Origin of the sequence: Rhodoferax sp. (assembly GCF_014859475.1) — a bacterium.
Lineage (GTDB): Bacteria > Pseudomonadota > Gammaproteobacteria > Burkholderiales > Burkholderiaceae_C > Rhodoferax.
The window spans coordinates 1-16,169 of the sequence record NZ_JACUUE010000047.1 but is presented as its reverse complement, the minus strand read 5'-3'; the positions used below and the strand labels follow the sequence as shown (position 1 = coordinate 16,169).

13 protein-coding genes are annotated in these 16,169 nt (G+C 64.9%); 4 read left to right on the top strand and 9 right to left on the bottom strand.

The window, feature by feature from the left end; all coding sequences use genetic code 11:
* Window positions 1–141: 141 nt before the first annotated feature.
* The 4 genes from gshB (at window position 142) to IBX54_RS06550 (ending at window position 6,490) form a co-directional block, all read left to right on the top strand.
* The gene (gene gshB, locus IBX54_RS06565) at window positions 142–1,113 is read left to right on the top strand and encodes a glutathione synthase (RefSeq protein ID WP_296541864.1); all 972 of its coding nucleotides are present in this window, start codon (window positions 142–144) and stop codon (window positions 1,111–1,113) included.
* Entirely contained in the window at window positions 1,110–2,582 is a 1,473-nt protein-coding gene (locus IBX54_RS06560; protein ID WP_296541863.1) for an RNB domain-containing ribonuclease, read from the top strand. Before gshB ends, IBX54_RS06560 begins: the two co-directional genes overlap by 4 nt.
* A gap of 248 nt (window positions 2,583–2,830) precedes the next feature.
* Window positions 2,831–4,990, top strand: a complete 2,160-nt coding sequence (locus tag IBX54_RS06555; RefSeq protein ID WP_296541862.1) for an ATP-dependent helicase — start codon at window positions 2,831–2,833, stop codon at window positions 4,988–4,990.
* A 447-nt stretch (window positions 4,991–5,437) separates the two neighbouring features.
* The gene (locus tag IBX54_RS06550) at window positions 5,438–6,490 is read left to right on the top strand and encodes a phospholipase A (protein ID WP_296541861.1); all 1,053 of its coding nucleotides are present in this window, start codon (window positions 5,438–5,440) and stop codon (window positions 6,488–6,490) included.
* 96 nt (window positions 6,491–6,586) lie between these two features.
* On the opposite strand, the gene gspF is transcribed toward IBX54_RS06550, so the two are convergent.
* The 9 genes from gspF to gspI form a co-directional block, all read right to left on the bottom strand.
* Window positions 6,587–7,810: a type II secretion system inner membrane protein GspF gene (gene gspF, locus IBX54_RS06545; protein WP_296541860.1), complete on the bottom strand. Its 1,224-nt coding sequence runs from the start codon at window positions 7,808–7,810 to the stop codon at window positions 6,587–6,589.
* Window positions 7,811–7,823: 13 nt separating this feature from the next.
* A complete protein-coding gene (gspE, locus tag IBX54_RS06540) occupies window positions 7,824–9,353 on the bottom strand; it encodes a type II secretion system ATPase GspE (RefSeq protein WP_296541859.1) in 1,530 nt (509 codons plus the stop codon).
* Between the two features lie 26 nt (window positions 9,354–9,379).
* Window positions 9,380–11,383: a type II secretion system secretin GspD gene (gspD, locus tag IBX54_RS06535; protein WP_296541865.1), complete on the bottom strand. Its 2,004-nt coding sequence runs from the start codon at window positions 11,381–11,383 to the stop codon at window positions 9,380–9,382.
* Window positions 11,384–11,464: 81 nt separating this feature from the next.
* Window positions 11,465–12,247, bottom strand: coding sequence for a type II secretion system protein N (gene gspN, locus IBX54_RS06530; protein WP_296541858.1), 783 nt, complete (start codon window positions 12,245–12,247; stop codon window positions 11,465–11,467).
* Window positions 12,244–12,726 (bottom strand): type II secretion system protein GspM, encoded by a 483-nt coding sequence (gspM, locus tag IBX54_RS06525; protein ID WP_296541857.1) that lies wholly within the window; start codon window positions 12,724–12,726, stop codon window positions 12,244–12,246. The genes gspN and gspM overlap by 4 nt, the downstream gene beginning before the upstream one ends.
* The gene (gspL, locus tag IBX54_RS06520) at window positions 12,723–13,949 is read right to left on the bottom strand and encodes a type II secretion system protein GspL (RefSeq protein ID WP_296541856.1); all 1,227 of its coding nucleotides are present in this window, start codon (window positions 13,947–13,949) and stop codon (window positions 12,723–12,725) included. The genes gspM and gspL overlap by 4 nt, the downstream gene beginning before the upstream one ends.
* Before the next feature lie 19 nt (window positions 13,950–13,968).
* Complete coding sequence (gene gspK, locus IBX54_RS06515) at window positions 13,969–14,949, bottom strand: type II secretion system minor pseudopilin GspK (protein WP_296541855.1); 981 nt, start codon at window positions 14,947–14,949, stop codon at window positions 13,969–13,971.
* On the bottom strand, window positions 14,946–15,632 hold the full coding sequence (locus IBX54_RS06510) for a type II secretion system protein J (RefSeq protein ID WP_296541854.1): 687 nt from the start codon (window positions 15,630–15,632) through the stop codon (window positions 14,946–14,948). The genes gspK and IBX54_RS06510 overlap by 4 nt, the downstream gene beginning before the upstream one ends.
* On the bottom strand, window positions 15,632–15,991 hold the full coding sequence (gspI, locus tag IBX54_RS06505; protein ID WP_296541853.1) for a type II secretion system minor pseudopilin GspI: 360 nt from the start codon (window positions 15,989–15,991) through the stop codon (window positions 15,632–15,634). The genes IBX54_RS06510 and gspI overlap by 1 nt, the downstream gene beginning before the upstream one ends.
* Between the last annotated feature and the right edge of the window lie 178 nt (window positions 15,992–16,169).

Here is a 16,169-nt window from a genome sequence, read left to right as displayed (position 1 = left end):
ACCTTGAACAGAGACTTCGTCATCGCGAGCGAAGCGTGGCGATCCATGACTTCCAGGTGCATGGATTGCGTCACTTCGTTCGCAATGACGGGGCTGCGTTCGCAATGACAATGCTCCCTCACGTTAATCAGGAACCCCCGAATGCACCTGCTATTCATCGCCGACCCGCTCGAATCCTTCAAAATCTACAAAGACACCACCTTTGCCATGATGCGCGAGGCGCAAGCCCGTGGCCATGTTTTAAGCACCTGCGAGCCCAAGGACATTCGCTGGCAGCGCGGCGAGCCCGTCATCGCCTTTGTGCGCGACATCACGCTCACCGGCGACCCGGTGCACTGGTTCAACGCGGCGCAGCACAAGCCCGATGAACGCGGCCAGGCGCTCAAAGCCTTCGACGCCGTGGTGATGCGCAAGGACCCACCTTTTGACAGCGAATTTTTCTACGCCACCCACCTGCTCGAGCAAGCCGAGCGTGAAGGCGCCAAAGTGTTCAACAAGCCACGGGGGCTGCGCGACCACCCCGAGAAGCTGGCCATCATGGAATGGCCCCAGTTCATTGGCCCGACCCTGGTCACACGCGACGCACAAGACATCAAACGTTTTCATGCCGAGCACCACGACATCATCCTCAAGCCGCTCGACGGCATGGGCGGCACCGGTATTTTCCGGGTCAAGGCCGACGGCCTGAACCTGGGCGCCATTATTGAGACGCTCAACTGCGAAGGTACCCAGACCGTGATGGTGCAAAAGTTTTTGCCCGCCATCTCGGAGGGCGACAAGCGTATTCTGGTGATCGGCGGCCAGCCCGTGCCCTACTGCCTGGCGCGCATCCCGCAAGGCGGCGAAGTGCGCGGCAACCTGGCCGCTGGCGGCAAGGGTGTGGCGCAGCCCCTGAGCGCGCGCGACCGTGAGATTGCCGAAGCCATCGGCCCGGTGCTGGCCGGGCGCGGCTTGCTGCTGATGGGGCTGGACGTGATTGGTGACAGCCTGACCGAGATCAACGTCACCAGCCCGACCTGTTTTCAGGAAATTTTTGACCAGACCGGCTTTGATGTGGCCGCGATGTTTGTGCAGGCGCTGGAAAAAGCGGTAAAAAAGGCGCTGGTGCCATGAAGCCAAGCCATCCGCATCACCGCGCCGACCTGGTCCGCATTGCCGCCCTTGCCATGACCGAGCGCGGGCTCGAGCCTGAATTTCCCGCGCGTGTCGAGCGCGAGCTCGCAGCCATCACCGGCCCAGGCAGCGAGGCGAGTCCGGATATCCGCGACCTGACGGCGCTGCTGTGGTGCTCCATCGACAACGAGGACTCACTCGACCTGGATCAGCTCACGGTCTGCGAGCTGCTGGACCAGGGCGTGGTCCGATTGTGGGTGGCCATTGCCGATGTGGACGCGCTGGTGAAGAAAGGCAGCGCCATCGACGAGCATGCGCTGACCAACACCACCTCGGTGTACACCTCGGCCTGCATTTTCCCGATGCTGCCCGAGCGCCTGTCCACCGACCTGACCTCGCTCAACTTTGCCGAAGACCGGCTCGCGCTGGTGACCGAGATGGTCTTCAACGCCGATGCATCGCTGGCGGGCGCCACGGTGTACCGCGCGCGAGTACGCAACCAGGCCAAACTGGACTATGACGCGGTCAGCGCCTGGATCGACGGCGACGCCGCGCTGCCAGCCGCCGCGGCGGCCGTGCCAGGCATGGAGGCGCAACTGCGCACCCAGGACGCGCTGGCCCAGCGCCTGCGGCTGCGCCGGCGCACCGAAGGCTCGCTGGACCTGGAAACCTTTCAGCCACGCGCCGTGTTCAAAGGTGAGCAGGTGGTCGATATTGTTCAGCAGGTGCAAAACCGCGCGCGACAGCTAATTGAGGAAGTGATGATTGCCACCAACGGCTGCACCGCGCGTTACCTGGCCGGGCGGGGCGGCGCCTCGTTGCGGCGGGTGGTGCGCTCGCCCGAGCGCTGGCAGCGCATTGTGGCTGTGGCCCAGGAGTACGGCGAAACCCTGCCAGCAGAGCCCGACTCCAAGGCGCTGGAGGCTTTTCTGGCCAAGCGCCGCCAGGCCGACCCCTTGCGCTTTCCCGATTTGTCGCTGGTGATCGTGCGGCTCATGGGCTCGGGCGAGTATGTGGTGGAGACGCCCAGTGGCCCAACAGTTGGCCACTTTGGCCTTGCCGTGCGCGACTACACGCACTCCACCGCGCCAAACAGGCGCTTCCCTGACCTGATCACCTCGCGGCTGCTCAAGGCGGCACTGGCCGACCAGCCCCCACCCTATTCAAACACTGAACTGGCCGACCTGGCCCTGCATTGCACGCGCCAAGAAGACGCCGCCCAGAAGGTCGAGCGGCGGCTGCGCAAGTCGGAGGCGGCACTCCTGCTGGAAGCGCGCATTGGCCAGCACTTTGACGCGGTCGTGACCGGCAGTACCGCTGATGGCATCTGGGTGCGGCTCTTCACCCCGCCCGCCGAGGGCAAACTGGTGCGTGGCCAGACCAGCTTCAAGGTCGGCGACAAAGTCCGCGTCAAGTTGGTCGCCACCGACGTGGAACGCGGCTTTATCGACTTTGTGACTGGCGATTGACTGAATTCATCAGCGCAACAGAAGGTAAAGAACTATGAGGAACAAAATAGTGCCGACACCGATATACATAGCAGACTCCATCGCAATGCCCGCCCTCGACCGAGGGTGTGTTAACACGCGTTAGCAGCCCAATTTGATCTTCTGCAAACAAGCAGTTCGGTGCCCTGGCGCACGTAGCGCCAGATGGTTGATGAAGCGACAGCATACCGCCACTGGTTATGATGCGCCCCTTCGCGAAAGTTGCCCCGATGTCCTCCCCCTCCCCCTCGACCGGCCTGAACCTGGCCCAGCAAGAAGCTGTGAACTTCATGCACGGCCCCTGCCTGGTGCTGGCTGGCGCCGGCTCGGGCAAGACACGCGTCATCACCCACAAGATCGGTCGCCTGATCCAGGCGGGCGTGGTGGCCAAAAACATCTTCGCCATCACCTTCACCAACAAGGCCGCAGCCGAGATGCGCGAGCGCGCCCGCGGCCTGATCGGCAAGGCGGCCAAGGACGCGGTGATCTGCACCTTTCACGCGCTGGGCGTGCGCCTGCTGCGCGAAGACGGCGCGGCGCTGGGTCTGAAGCCCAACTTTTCGATTCTCGACAGCGACGATGTCAACAGCATCCTGAAAGATGCCGGCGGCTCAGTCGATGCCGCCACGGCGCGCAGCTGGCAATGGACCATCAGCCTGTGGAAAAACCAGGGACTCAACGCCGCTGCGGCGGCAGCGCAAGCCGGCAACGACAGCGAGCGCATCATCGCGCGCGTGATGGCGCATTACGAAGAGCGGCTCAGCGCCTACCAAAGCGTTGACTTTGACGACCTGATCAGCCTGCCGCTCAAACTGTTGCAAAACCATGAATCTGTGCGGCACAAGTGGCAAGCCAAGGTCGGGCACATTCTGGTGGACGAATACCAGGACACCAATGCCACCCAATACGACCTCTTGAGGCTGCTGGTCGGCGGCAAAGACCCGGCCCAGGCGCGCTTTACCGCCGTGGGCGACGACGACCAGTCCATTTACGGCTGGCGTGGCGCGACGCTCGACAACCTGAAAAAGCTGCCACTTGATTTCCCGGCGCTCAAGGTCATCAAGCTGGAGCAGAACTACCGCTCCACCAGTGCCATTCTGCGGGCCGCCAACAACGTGATCGGGCCCAACCCCAAGCTTTATCCCAAAAACCTGTGGAGCGACCTGGGCGAAGGCGAACCGGTTCGTGTGGTTGATGCCGACACCGAAGAACACGAAGCCGAGCGCACCGTGGCGCGCATCCAGAGCCTGCGCGCCAGCGGCCTGAACCAGGCTGGTCCGCAGTTCAAGGAATTCAGGGACTTTGCCGTGCTCTACCGCGCCAACCACCAGGCCAAAACCTTCGAGAAAGCGCTGCGCAAGGCCGCCATTCCGTACAAGGTCTCAGGGGGAACGAGCTTTTTTGACCGCGCCGAGATCAAGGACCTGTGCGCCTGGTTCAGGCTTTGGATCAACAACAACGACGACCCGGCGTTTTTGCGCGCCGTGACCACGCCCAAGCGCGGCATTGGCCACCAGACCCTGGCGCGCTTGGGCGACTTTGCCAGCAAATACCGGGTCAGCATGTTCGAGGCGCTGTTTTCCAGCAGCCTTGGGGCAGTGATCTCGGGCAAGGCGCTGGGCAGCCTGCACGAGTTCGGCCGCGAGGTGAACGACCTCGAATTCCGCGCCCGCCACACGCTGGGCGCCGAAGCCGCCAAAACCTTCTTGCTCGACTGGCTCAAGGACATCGGCTTTGAGCAATACCTGATCGACGGCGAAGACAGCGACAAGGTGGCGGCCGCGCGCTGGAGCAACGTGATCGACTTTGTCGATTGGATGAGCGCTCGCTGCGGCGGCCAAATTGACGACGCTGCGGGCGTGAGCACGGCGGGCGAAGTCAAGTCGCTGCTGGAAGTGGCACAAACCGTGTCGCTGCTGTCCACTATTCAAGAACGCGAAACCGACCAGAACGTGGTCACGCTCTCGACCCTGCACGCCGCCAAGGGGCTGGAGTGGCCGCATGTGATGCTGGTCGGCGTGACCGAGGGCATGCTGCCGTTCAAGCTGCGCGACAACCCCGACGACCTGCCTGCGGGCAACGCGTCGAGCGCGCTGCGTGCGGCAGCACTTGAGGCCGCCAGCGCCACCCTGACCACGCACCTGCAGGAAGAACGCCGCCTGATGTACGTGGGCATCACCCGCGCCCAGCGCAGCCTGGCGGTGAGCTGGACGCGCAAGCGCAAAAAGGGCCGCGAGATGATCGCCGCCCAGCCCAGCCGCTTCATCGCCGAGATGGGGCTGGATCAAGCCACGGTAAAAGAAGACCCGCGCGAAAAGCTCAAGGCCTTGCGTGCCGAGTTTGCCCAAAAGGCGCTCGATGGGGCGGCGGCGCGGGCGCTGGTCAAATAGGGCCCAACAGGTCAAGGGACCCAACAACAAAAGGGGAAACATCAAATTGGAAACCATCATTGCGAGCCCCCCGAATCAGGCCCGATACCGCACACGGACCTTGAACAGAAACTCCGTCATCGCGAGGCCGCAGGCCGTGGCGATCCATGCAGTCCGGAAGTCATGGATTGCCGCGCTTCGCTCGCAATGACGGGGATGTTCATGGAAAGCGTAGCGCGGCAGTCCATGCAGTCCGGGGCCATGGATTGCTTCACGTCGTTCGCAATGACGAGGCTGGCGTTCGCAATGGCAGTACTGTTCATAAAAGGCACGGCGTGGCATTCCAGGAGCACATTTCCAGCTCTGTTGTCAATAGCAGCTTGCGCATCACCTCAGTGGGCGAACGCCCAGGATTCCGTCACTGCGTCAACAAGTGACCACCTCCAAAGCTGGCAGCAGTGCAGCGCCTTGAAACAAGACGCCGGGGCGCGCCTGGCATGCTTTGACCAGTGGGCGCAGCGGCAAGGCGAGCAGCCGCACACCAGTGCAACAGCCACTGCGCCCAGCCCGCGCACCGACAGTCCGAATGCGCCAACCCTGCCCGTTGCAGCGGTCGCCCCGGTCATCATCACCATGACGACCCCCGAGCCCCACAACTGCAAAAACCCCAAGTTTTCCGAACTGTCGCGCTATTGGGAGCTGGAGGCTGGCAGCAACTGCGGCACCTTCGGCATTAGGGGCTACCAACCCATCAGCCTGTCGTGGATCGGCTCGGACAGCGTCAACACCCAGCCCAGCTCGCCCTCGCCCGGGCACGCGGAGACGTCGGCCCTGTCGTTCAAAACTTCAGAACTGCGCATTGGTCTGTCGATCCGCACCAAGATCGCCCAAGGACTGCTGACACAAAACGAGCCATTCAAGCGCGATTCGCTCTGGTTTGGCTATTCGCAAAAGTCCAATTGGCAAATCTTCAGCGGCGAGCTGTCGCGCCCGTTTCGCACCACCGACCATGAGCCCGAGCTGATCTACATCTACCCGCTGGAGGCAAGCTTACCCTGGGGCTGGCAACTGCGTTACGCCGGGCTCAGCCTGAATCACCAGTCCAACGGTCAGCCGCTGCCGCTGTCGCGCAGCTGGAACCGCACCATGCTATTGGCGGGCATGGAAAAGAATCGGGAGTTCTACATGATGGGCAAACTCTGGTATCGCCAGCCCGAAAACCTGGCCAGCGACGACAACCCGGACATCAGCGACCTGATCGGCCGCGCTGAATTGACGGGCTACTGGCATGTCAACCCAGACCACACCCTCGGCGTGACGCTGCGCCATTCCTTGCGCGCCAACAGCAACGGCTCGGTGCGCCTGGAGTGGCTGCGCAAGCTGGGTGACAGCGGATTCGTCGGCAACAACAGCGGCCTGCGTTTGCACACGCAGCTGTTCAGCGGTTACGGCGATTCGCTGATCGATTACAACCGCCGACGCACGGTGCTGAGTATGGGGCTGAGTCTGGTGGACTGGTAACTGATCAAGCGGCGGCATTGTCCGCTGGTTTTTGTTGGGCCGAAGGGTGAAATCGAAATTCTTCGTGACACCCAACTGCATTGGGCCTTGCACACTCTACTTCACCAACTGATTCAACTGGATGATCGGCATCAGCACCGCCAGCACGATCAGCATCACCACCCCGCCCATGGCCACGATCAGCAGCGGCTCCAGCAGGGTCGCGAGCTGCATGGCGCGGCGCTGCACCTCGGTGCTGAGCTGTTTGGCCGCGCGCTGCAGCATCAGCGGCAGCGTGCCGGTTTGCTCACCCAGGCGCGCAAACATGGCCAGCAGCCCCGGAAAGCGCTTTTTTTGCGCCAGCGCAGAGGCCAGCGGCGCGCCTTCGCGCACCAGCACCAGGGCATCGAGCGCGTCGCTGCGCATGGCCCGGTTGGACAGGGTTTGGGCGGCGGCCTGCAAGGCTTTCAGAATGGGCACGCCGGCCGAGGCCAGCATGGCCAGGGTGCTGGCAAAACGCGCCGAGTTGTAGCTGCGTGACATCTTGCCCAAAATGGGCAGATTGAGCCAGGCGGCGTCGAATTTTTCACGCGCTGCATCATTTTTAAGCGCCAGACGCGCCGCAAAAGCGCTAGCGGCCAAGGCGACCAGCAACAGCCAGCCATAGCTGCGCAGGAAGGCGCTGGCATCGATCATGATCACGGTGAGCAGGGGCAGCGCGCGCTTGCTGCCGGCAAATACGCCAGCCACCTGCGGCACCACGTAGGTCACCAAAAACAGCACGATGACCACCGCCACCAGTGACACGATGGCCGGGTACAGCGCCGCGCCGATGAGCTTGGACTTGAGCGCGTGCTGCTCTTCAAGGTCGTCGGCCAGGCGCTCCAGCACCAGCCCCAGGCTGCCGCTTTGCTCACCGGCCCCGATCACCGCGACAAAGATATCAGAGAACTCGCGCGGGTAACGGGCCAGCGCCTTGGCAAACGGCGTGCCGCCATTGACCTCGGCGCGCAGCGTGGCCACCAGCTCGCGCTCGGGCGTTTTTTCGGCCTCGTCCGACAAGGACGAGAGCGCGCGCTCCAGCGGCAGCCCCGACGACACCAGCCCGGCGAGCTGGCGCGTCCAGATGGCCAGCGCGGTGGCGCTGAAAACGCGGCGTTGTTGCCAACTCTTGCCTGTCTGCGCCTCATCAGTCGTTTGGGCGCTGACAGGCTCCACCTTGAGCGGCACCAGCGCCTGCGCGCGCAGCAAGCCGCGCGCCGCCTTGGCCGAGTCGGCCTCGATGACGCCTTTACGGGTGTCACCGGCGGCGCTGAGGGCTTCGAAGGAATAAACCGGCATGGCGCTGTATGGACTAGTCGCGCGTGACGCGCAGCAGCTCTTCGCGCGAGGTGATACCCGCGTGCACCAGGCGCTCGCCGTCTTCGCGCATCAACACCATGCCAGAGGCTATGGCTGCCGTGCGGATGTCGGCGTCAGAGGCGCGACTGTAAATTTGGGCGCGAATGGCATCATCAGTAACGAGCAACTCGAACACGCCGCTGCGGCCGCTGTAGCCGGTCTGGCCGCACTGGGGACAGCCGACCGGGTGATATTCGACCAATGGGGTGGCTGGCCGTGTGGCGTTGTCCATGCCCTGGCTGTCATTGCGAGGAGCGTCAGCGACGTGGCAATCCATGTGCCCAGGGTTCATGGATTGCCACGCTTCGCTCGCAATGACGGACGTCGCCTTGCAATGCGGGCACAGCTTGCGCACCAGGCGTTGCGCCAGCACGCCCAACAGCGAGCTTGACAACAGGAATGGCTCCACGCCCATGTCGGTCAGGCGTGTGACGGCACTGGAGGCGTCGTTGGTGTGCAGCGTGGCGAGCACCAGGTGGCCGGTCAGGCTGGCCTGAATGGCGATCTGCGCAGTTTCGAAGTCGCGAATCTCGCCAATCATGATGATGTCGGGGTCTTGCCGCAGGATGGCACGCAGCGCCTTGGCAAAGGTTAAATCAATCTTCGGGTTGACCTGGGTCTGGCCGACGCCCGCCAGCTCGTACTCGATCGGGTCTTCCACCGTCATGATGTTGTTGTGCGCGGCATCGAGCCGCTGCAGCGCGGCGTAGAGCGTGGTCGTTTTGCCCGAGCCGGTGGGGCCGGTCACCAGCACAATGCCGTGCGGCTGCGTCACCAGGTGCTCAAAGCGGCGCAACACCTCGCCCTGCATGCCCAGCGCCTCCAGGCTCAAGCTGCCCTCTGATTTGTCGAGCAGGCGCAGCACGGCGCGTTCGCCGTGCGCGCTGGGGATGGTGCTCACGCGCACATCCACGGCGCGGGTGCCAATGCGCAAGCTGATGCGGCCATCTTGCGGCAGGCGGCGCTCGGCAATGTCGAGCTCGGCCATGATTTTCAGGCGGCTGATGAGTGCTGCGTGCAGCGCGCGGTTGGGCTGCACCACCTCGCGCAGCGTGCCATCGACGCGAAAACGCACGGATGAATGGCGCTCGTAGGGCTCGATGTGGATGTCGCTGGCACCGTCGCGCGCGGCCTGCGTCAGCAGCGCGTTGAGCATGCGGATGATGGGCGCGTCGTCACTGGTTTCCAGCAGGTCTTCGATGGCGGGCAGGTCCTGCATCATGCGCGTCAGGTCGGTGTCGCTCTCGACCTCGCTGACCACCGCCGCCGCGCTCGATTCGCCCTGCGCGTAGGCGGCGCTGATGCGCTGGATGAGCGCATTGGCCGCCAGCGTCTGCAGCTGGCTGTGCGGGTATTTGCGCAGCACCTCGCCGATGCCGCCGGGCACAGAGTCAGCATGCACCAGCAGGGTGCAGGCACCCGCGTTTTCTTCCAGCAACAGCTGGTGGCTGCGGGCAAAGGCATAAGGCAAGGGGTAACGCATGGGTCGTCTTGATGGCGCGATGGCGCTTATTGCTCGGGCGAGATCATCGGGCTTGGCGCGCCGTCGGGCGCTTTGACCGGCGCCGGTGGCAACAATGGTGCCTCGTTGATCGGCACCAGCTGGCTCGTCTCCGGCTGGGCTTTTTGCAGGCCGGCGCGCATCAGGTCGTAGCGATCCATTGACAACTGGTCGGTGGCCTGCGCGTCGCGCACCACCACCGGGCGCAAAAACACCATCAGGTTGGTTTTCTTGCGGGTGCGGGCCTCGCTCTTGAACAGGTTGCCAAACAGCGGCACATCGCCCAGGCCGGGCACTTTCTCCTGGTTGCCCGAGTACTCATCTTGCAGCAGGCCGCCCAGCACCACGATGGCGCCATCTTCGACCAGCACATTCGACTCGATGGTGCGCTTGTTGGTGGTGGGGCCGCTGGTGGCGTTCAGGGTGGAGGCCAGCACGCTCGACACCTCCTGGTAAATGGCCAGCTTGACGGTGCCGTTTTCACTGATTTGTGGTCTGACCTTGAGCGTCAGGCCGACGTCCCGGCGCTCAAAGGTGGTAAACGGGTTGACCGAGTTGGTGCTGCCGCCGGTGTTGGTGAACTGGCCAGTGGGGAAAGGCACATTCTGGCCGATCACAATCTTGGCCTCTTCGTTGTCGAGCGTCAGCAAATTGGGCGTGGAAAGCACATTGCCGCTGCCGCTTTCCTCCAGAAAACGGGCCAGAAAACCCAGCACATAAACGCCGTTGGTCTTGCGCACAGCGCCATAGTTCAGGCCGCGCGCGGGCAGCACCGCGCCGCTGACGACACCGGTTGAGATGTCGATGATGTTTTTGCCACCAGCGCCAAAATTGGTGCCCAGCAGGCCGATGATGGTGTCGCCGGCCTGGCCGATGGCGCCCTGCCACTGGATACCGAATTCGGCCGCCCGGTCGGCGCTGACCTCGGCAATCAGGCTCTCGACAAACACCTGGGCACGGCGCCCGTCGAGCTTGTCGATGACGGCGCGCAGCTGGCGGTATTGCGGCTCGGGCGCGGTGATGATGAGCGAATTGGTGGCCACATCGGCCTGAATCTGACCGCCGGTGGTGGCTTGCGGAGCTGCGCCCGCCGCGCCGGGCGCACCCGTGGGCGCAGCTGCCGGGGCCGCACTGCCACTGATGGCGGCGCGCAGCGTGGCGGCGATTTTGGTGGCATCGGCATTCTTGAGGTAAACCACATGAATGTTGCCCGCCGCGCCATTGCTGCTGCCCGCTTCGGGCTGGTCGAGCTGTGCCACCAGCGAGCGCGCCAGCGCCAGTTGCGCGCCATTGGCGGCGCGCAACACCAGACTGTTGGAGCGCGGCTCGGCAATCAGCGTGGTATGGAACGCGGTGTTGGCCTGGCCGGGTGCTGTCTGCGCGCTACTCGAACCGAGCAGGCGCAGCACCAGCGGCGCCAGGTCGGAGGCGATGGCGTGCTGCAGCACGATCACCTCGGCATCGGTGGCATTGGCCACGTCCATGGCGGCAATGATGCGCCCCAGTCGGCGCAGGTTATCGGCGTAGTCGGTGATCACCAGCGAATTGCTGCCAGGGTTGGCGTTGATGGTGTTATTGGGGCTGATCAAGGGCCGCAACACCGGCACCAGGTTGTTGGCCGACTCGAAATTGAGCTTGAAAATTTGCGTTGCAATCTGGTTGCCCGCAGGCAGGCTGCCGTCTTCACCTTGCTGGATGTTGACCCGGGCGCTTTGCAGCTTGGCATCGGCCTCAGGCACCACCTTGTACAAGCCTTCGGTTTCCACCAGGGTGTAGCCCTGCAGGCGCAGCGCCGCAACAAATTGCCCCATGGCGGCGGCGCGGCTCACCGGCTTGCCGGTGACCAGCGTCATGGTGCCCTTGACGCGCGGATCAACCACCACATTGCGCCCGGTGATGCTGGCAAAGGTGCGCGCCACTGCGTCGATCTCGGCGTTGTTGAAGTTGAGCATGACCGGCTCGGCCGACCTGGCCGCGCTCTGCGCCACGCCGTTCAGGGGCAACAACGCCATGACAGCGGCCAGCAAGATGCCAATCGCGACTGACACCCCGGTGCGCGGGCTTCTAAAAGAGTTCAACTGATTCATGCTGGTTCAACCCACTTTGATGATGGAACGTGCGCCCTGGCGCCGCCCGATGATGTTCAAAAGATTGGACAAGGCCGCCTGGTGCTCGGGCACGGCGCTGGCCTCGCCATTAAAGCGCAACTGACCACCCACCCATTGGCCGCTGCCGGAAACCTGCAGGCTGCCCTGCAGCGTGGTCAGCGCCAGTGTGACCGGTGTGCCGCCCGTCAAGCTGAAACGGTAGTTGCCCATGGGGCGCAGTGTGGACAAATGTGACGCCAGGTTCATGACATCGACTTGCGCCGCGCCGCCCATCTGCAGCCGCCCGGCTGCCCAGGCCAGCGTCAGGCCCTGCGTACTCAGGTTCAACTCGCCCTGCGGCTGCACCGTGTTCCAGGGTGTGCCCAAGCCCGCCAGCAAGTTGGCCGGCCACTGCGATCGGGCATCCGCGATCGTCAGCCGCAGGCCGTTCCAGCGCGGCTGCAAGTGCATCGCCCAAGCCTGCTGCAGGCAGCAGTCGGCGTTCAACTTCAGCCCGACCCCGGTCAGACCGGGTGCCAGCTGCCAGTCCACGCGCCCGGGCAGTGTGGCCGCATCCTGGCTGCCAGCGCCGCCCGTGAGCATGACGCGGGCCGAGCCCGTCCACACCGTGCCGCGCGGCTGTTGCAACAGCACCTGGCCGGCACTGGCGCGTTGCACCAGCGTGGCCAGCCAGCGCGCCGGCGCAAAGAACAGCGTGCTCAGCAGCAAGCCCAGCAGCGTACCCGCCAGCGCCCAGCGCCACGGTGTGCCAAATGGCATCGGCTTCATGGCCGTGCCCCCAGGTTCAGCGCCAGCGTGCCGTCCCAGCTGCCCGCCGGATTGCGCACCAGGTGCGCCTCGAGCGGCGCGGCGTGGGCGTTTTGCCGGACTGTGGCCAGCCATTGCGCCAGTGCACTGGCACTGACCGCCTTGAGCGTGACCGTGGCACGGTCGATTTGCCAGGACATCTGCGCGCCACTGCCCAGCACTTTCAGCGCGCTTTCAAGCGCCTGGCGCGCCTGCTCGCTCGAGAGCACGGGCTGCGCCTGCAAGGCTTTGGCCTGCGCTTGCAGGCGCTGCATGTGCTGCAGTTGGGCATCGAGCGCGCGGTGCTGCGCCGGGGCCGCCTTGAGCACGGCCAGCGCCGGGGCCAGCGCCAGCCACCACAGCAGCGCCAGGCCCACCAGCACACCCGCCAACAGCAGCAGGCGCTGTTCGCGTGGCGATACGCTGTGCCAGCGCTTTTGCAAAGTTGCCAGCAGCGTCATGGTGTCGCCCCCGCCTTGATCAGCCACTGTGCACCGTCCCAACGGGCGGCCAGCCCCTGTTGTTTGAGCGCCAGCAGCACCTGCGCCAGCTCGGCTTCGGCCACAGCCGGCGCCTTGGCGCGCAGTTCCTGCGCCGCATAGTCAAGCGCCGTGAGGGTTTGCGTGGCGGGCAGCGCACCTGCCAGCGCGGCCAGCATGGCTTCCATGTCGGCCTCGCTTGCCGCGCCGCTGGCGCGCTGCAGGGCGGCCACTTCGCGCGCCATTTGCAGCGGTGCATCGACCACCACAGGAATTTCAGGGAAGGTTTGCGTGAGCACCGCCCGCACCGCTTGGCGCTTGGCTTGCAGCGCGGCCCGTTCGCGCCAGGCCCAGGCATTCAAGGCCAGTAGATTAACCACCACCAGCACCAGCAAAGCCAGCCGCGCCGCGCGCCATTGCGGGGCGCGCAGTAAATTTTTTGCCCCCTGCGCCAGCCGCGCCCAGGCCCGATCGCGGCTGGCGTTGACCAGCTCGAACTGTGCCAAATCCCAGGGCGTTTGCGCCGCCCACAGCAAGCGCTCGGGCCGTTGCAGCAAGCTGACCGGGCGCTTGAACAGGCCCTCGGCCAACGCGGCAACTGCGGGCTCGGCGACCACATCAGGCAGCGCGGCCTGCGTCGATGCGCCATCCACCCATGCCACCGTGGCGGCCGACAGCGGGCACGGCACCAGATTGGCACCCAGCAGCACGGGATAGTGCTCGTCGCCTAACGCATACACGGTGTGCGCCAGCGCTTCGGGGGTGAACTCGGGCACGATGCGGCTCGCCGCCAGACCGGCCTGGGCCAGCGCCTGCAGATGCGCGCCGAGCCAGGCCTTGTCGCAGGCCACAACCCACACCGGGGCCTCTGTTACGGCCTGCGGCTGCAGCGCCAGGTGCAAAGCCGCCGGATCGTCAAGCAGGCGCTCTTCGAGCAAACCGTCCAGAATGGCACGCAGCCGGCTGGCGCCACGCTCGGCCATCAGGCCACGCGCCAAACTGCCCTTGGGCAACTGCACCTGATGCCAGGACAAGGCCGACATGGGCAGCAGCACCACCACCTCGGTCTGGCGCCCAACGGGCAACAGCGCCAGCGGCACACTGGCGCTGTTGCCAGGCGTGCTGCCGTCTGCCGTTAGCACGTAGTCGTAGTGCGCAGAGGCGTCTGCGCTGGCAGTGGGCAATGAAATGATCAGAGAATTCATACAGGTGAGCAGGGGCAGATCATTGTATGGGGGGCTGGCTGGACTGCACCACCTCGCGCGTGCGGCTCAGGATTTTGACCTGCATGCCATCGCGCTGCAGCACCGAGGTCTCCTGCAAAATGCTCTGGCCCACACGAAGTTGCCCGGTCACGCTGAAAAAGCGCGTGGCCACCGCGTGCAGGCTGGCGTTGAGTTTGATTTCAGCGTTGCCAATGCGCTTGCCGGCATCTGGCAGGCTACTCAGATGCTTCAAGTCGCGCGCGTCGGCCAGCGCACGCGCCTGCGCCATGTCGAGCTTGGCAATGCTGGCCATCAGCACCTCGGGCGCAGCGGTATTGAGATTGACCGGCGTGCGCGCAGGCAGCAGCGTCACATACGGCTGCAACGCCGCCAGGGTGGCGCCCGACAGGCCAAGCCAGGCCAGATCAGACACCGACTGCGGGCGCAGGGGCGCAATGGCCATGGTCTGCGCGTCAAGGCTCGAGGCATGGGCCAGCAACAGCTGCTGTGTGAATGCCAGCAGTTCGCGCTCGGGCAGGTTCAGTTGCTGGAACAGGCGTTCCCAGGCCGCCACGCTGGGTTCGTGCAATTTGCCGCCGTCGAGCAGATTGGTCACATTCAGGCGCGCCTGCAGGTCTTGCAAGTGGCCAGCCAGAAAGGCGTCCTGCGCGCCGTCGGCACCTTCGCCCACCAGCGCCTCACCCTGCTGCGCCGCCAAAAAGGTGGTCAGGCGCGCCGGGGCCAGCGCCACCGCCCAGGGCTCGGCCAAGTGGTCGGGGCCGCCCTGGCGCGCGTCTTCGCGCAAGATCAGCCGCGCCCAGTCGAGCGCGCCGGTCAGAATCCAGGCCGACTGCACGCGCGTGCGCTGGGCCGATTCCACCTCGACACCGCGCCATTGCTGCCACAGCATGGCTGAGGCCAGCGTGGCCACCAGCACCACGGTAAGCATGGCGGTCAGAATGGCGGCACCGCGCTGCGCCCTTTTTGGCGACACCCTCATTTGCCGCCCCCGATCGAGCCACGCACCCAGTCGCGCGTCAGTGTGCCGTTGATCGCCTGGCCGCTTGAGAGCGTCAACACCACGCGCACGCCATCGGGCACGCCCGCGCTTGTTCCCGATGGCGCGCTGGCAGCAGGGGGCACATCAGCCGGGTTGTCGGCGCTGGAGAGCGGGTTGCTCCAGGCATTGCCGCGGTAATAAAAAATTTGCCACTGGTCCAGCGCCACGGTGCGCACCTCGCGCGCGCGGTCTTCGTCGCCCGGGGTTTGCGCCCAGACCTGCGCCCGTTGCCAGGCCAGGTCCAGCGCGCCGCGCGTGAGCAGCGGCGGCGACTGCCAGCGCAACCACTGGCCCTGGCCACCGATACGGCGCTGCGTCCAGGCCACCACCCGCAAGCCTTCGCCCGGCTCGGCGCTGCTGCGTCGCAGAATACGCAGCACCAGGCCGTCCCAGTCAAGGCTCGGCGTGCCGGGCTGCTCGGCCATGGCGTCGAGGTCGGTGCCCCATTGCGCCAGCGTGGCCTGCAGCGCCAGCACGTCGTCAGACTGCTGCTGCAAACGGCTTTGCGAGCGGCTGATGCCATCCAGACCACGCCAGGCCAGCACCGTCATCAAGGCCATCAGGCTGATCGCCACCAACAGCTCAATCAGGGTGAAACCACGGCAGCCGGGTTTGCATTGCATCAGTAGCGCCCCACCACGGTGGTCAGACGCCAGACGGAGATGTCGCCGTCGAGCACCCGCGCATCGACGCGCCTGAAGTTGGGGTTGGGCGTGGGGCGCACCGCCAGCGCCACGCTCAGGCTGCGCCCGGCCTGCTCGCAGGCCACGCTGGTGTCGCCCACATCGGGCATCTGCTGAAGCAGGCGGATTCTGACCAGCTCGTTTTCAGCGCATAACTGCGCCAGCACCATGTCGCTCTGGCGCTGCGCATGCCGGGTTAGCGCTTGCGCGGCCTGCAAACCGGCCGTCAGGGCGATGGCCACAATGCCCAGCGCCACCAGCACCTCGACCAAGGTGAAGCCACGCAGCGCGTGCTTCATGGAAAAAGACTTTGTCACTGCGAGCCCGCCGTCTCTGGCCCGATACCGCACACGGACCTTGACCCGTCATCGCGAGCCCCCCGTACCCGGCCTGATACCGCACACGGATCTTGAACAGAGACATCGTCACTGCGAGCCATCCGTACCTGGCCCGATACCGCACACGGACCTTGAACAG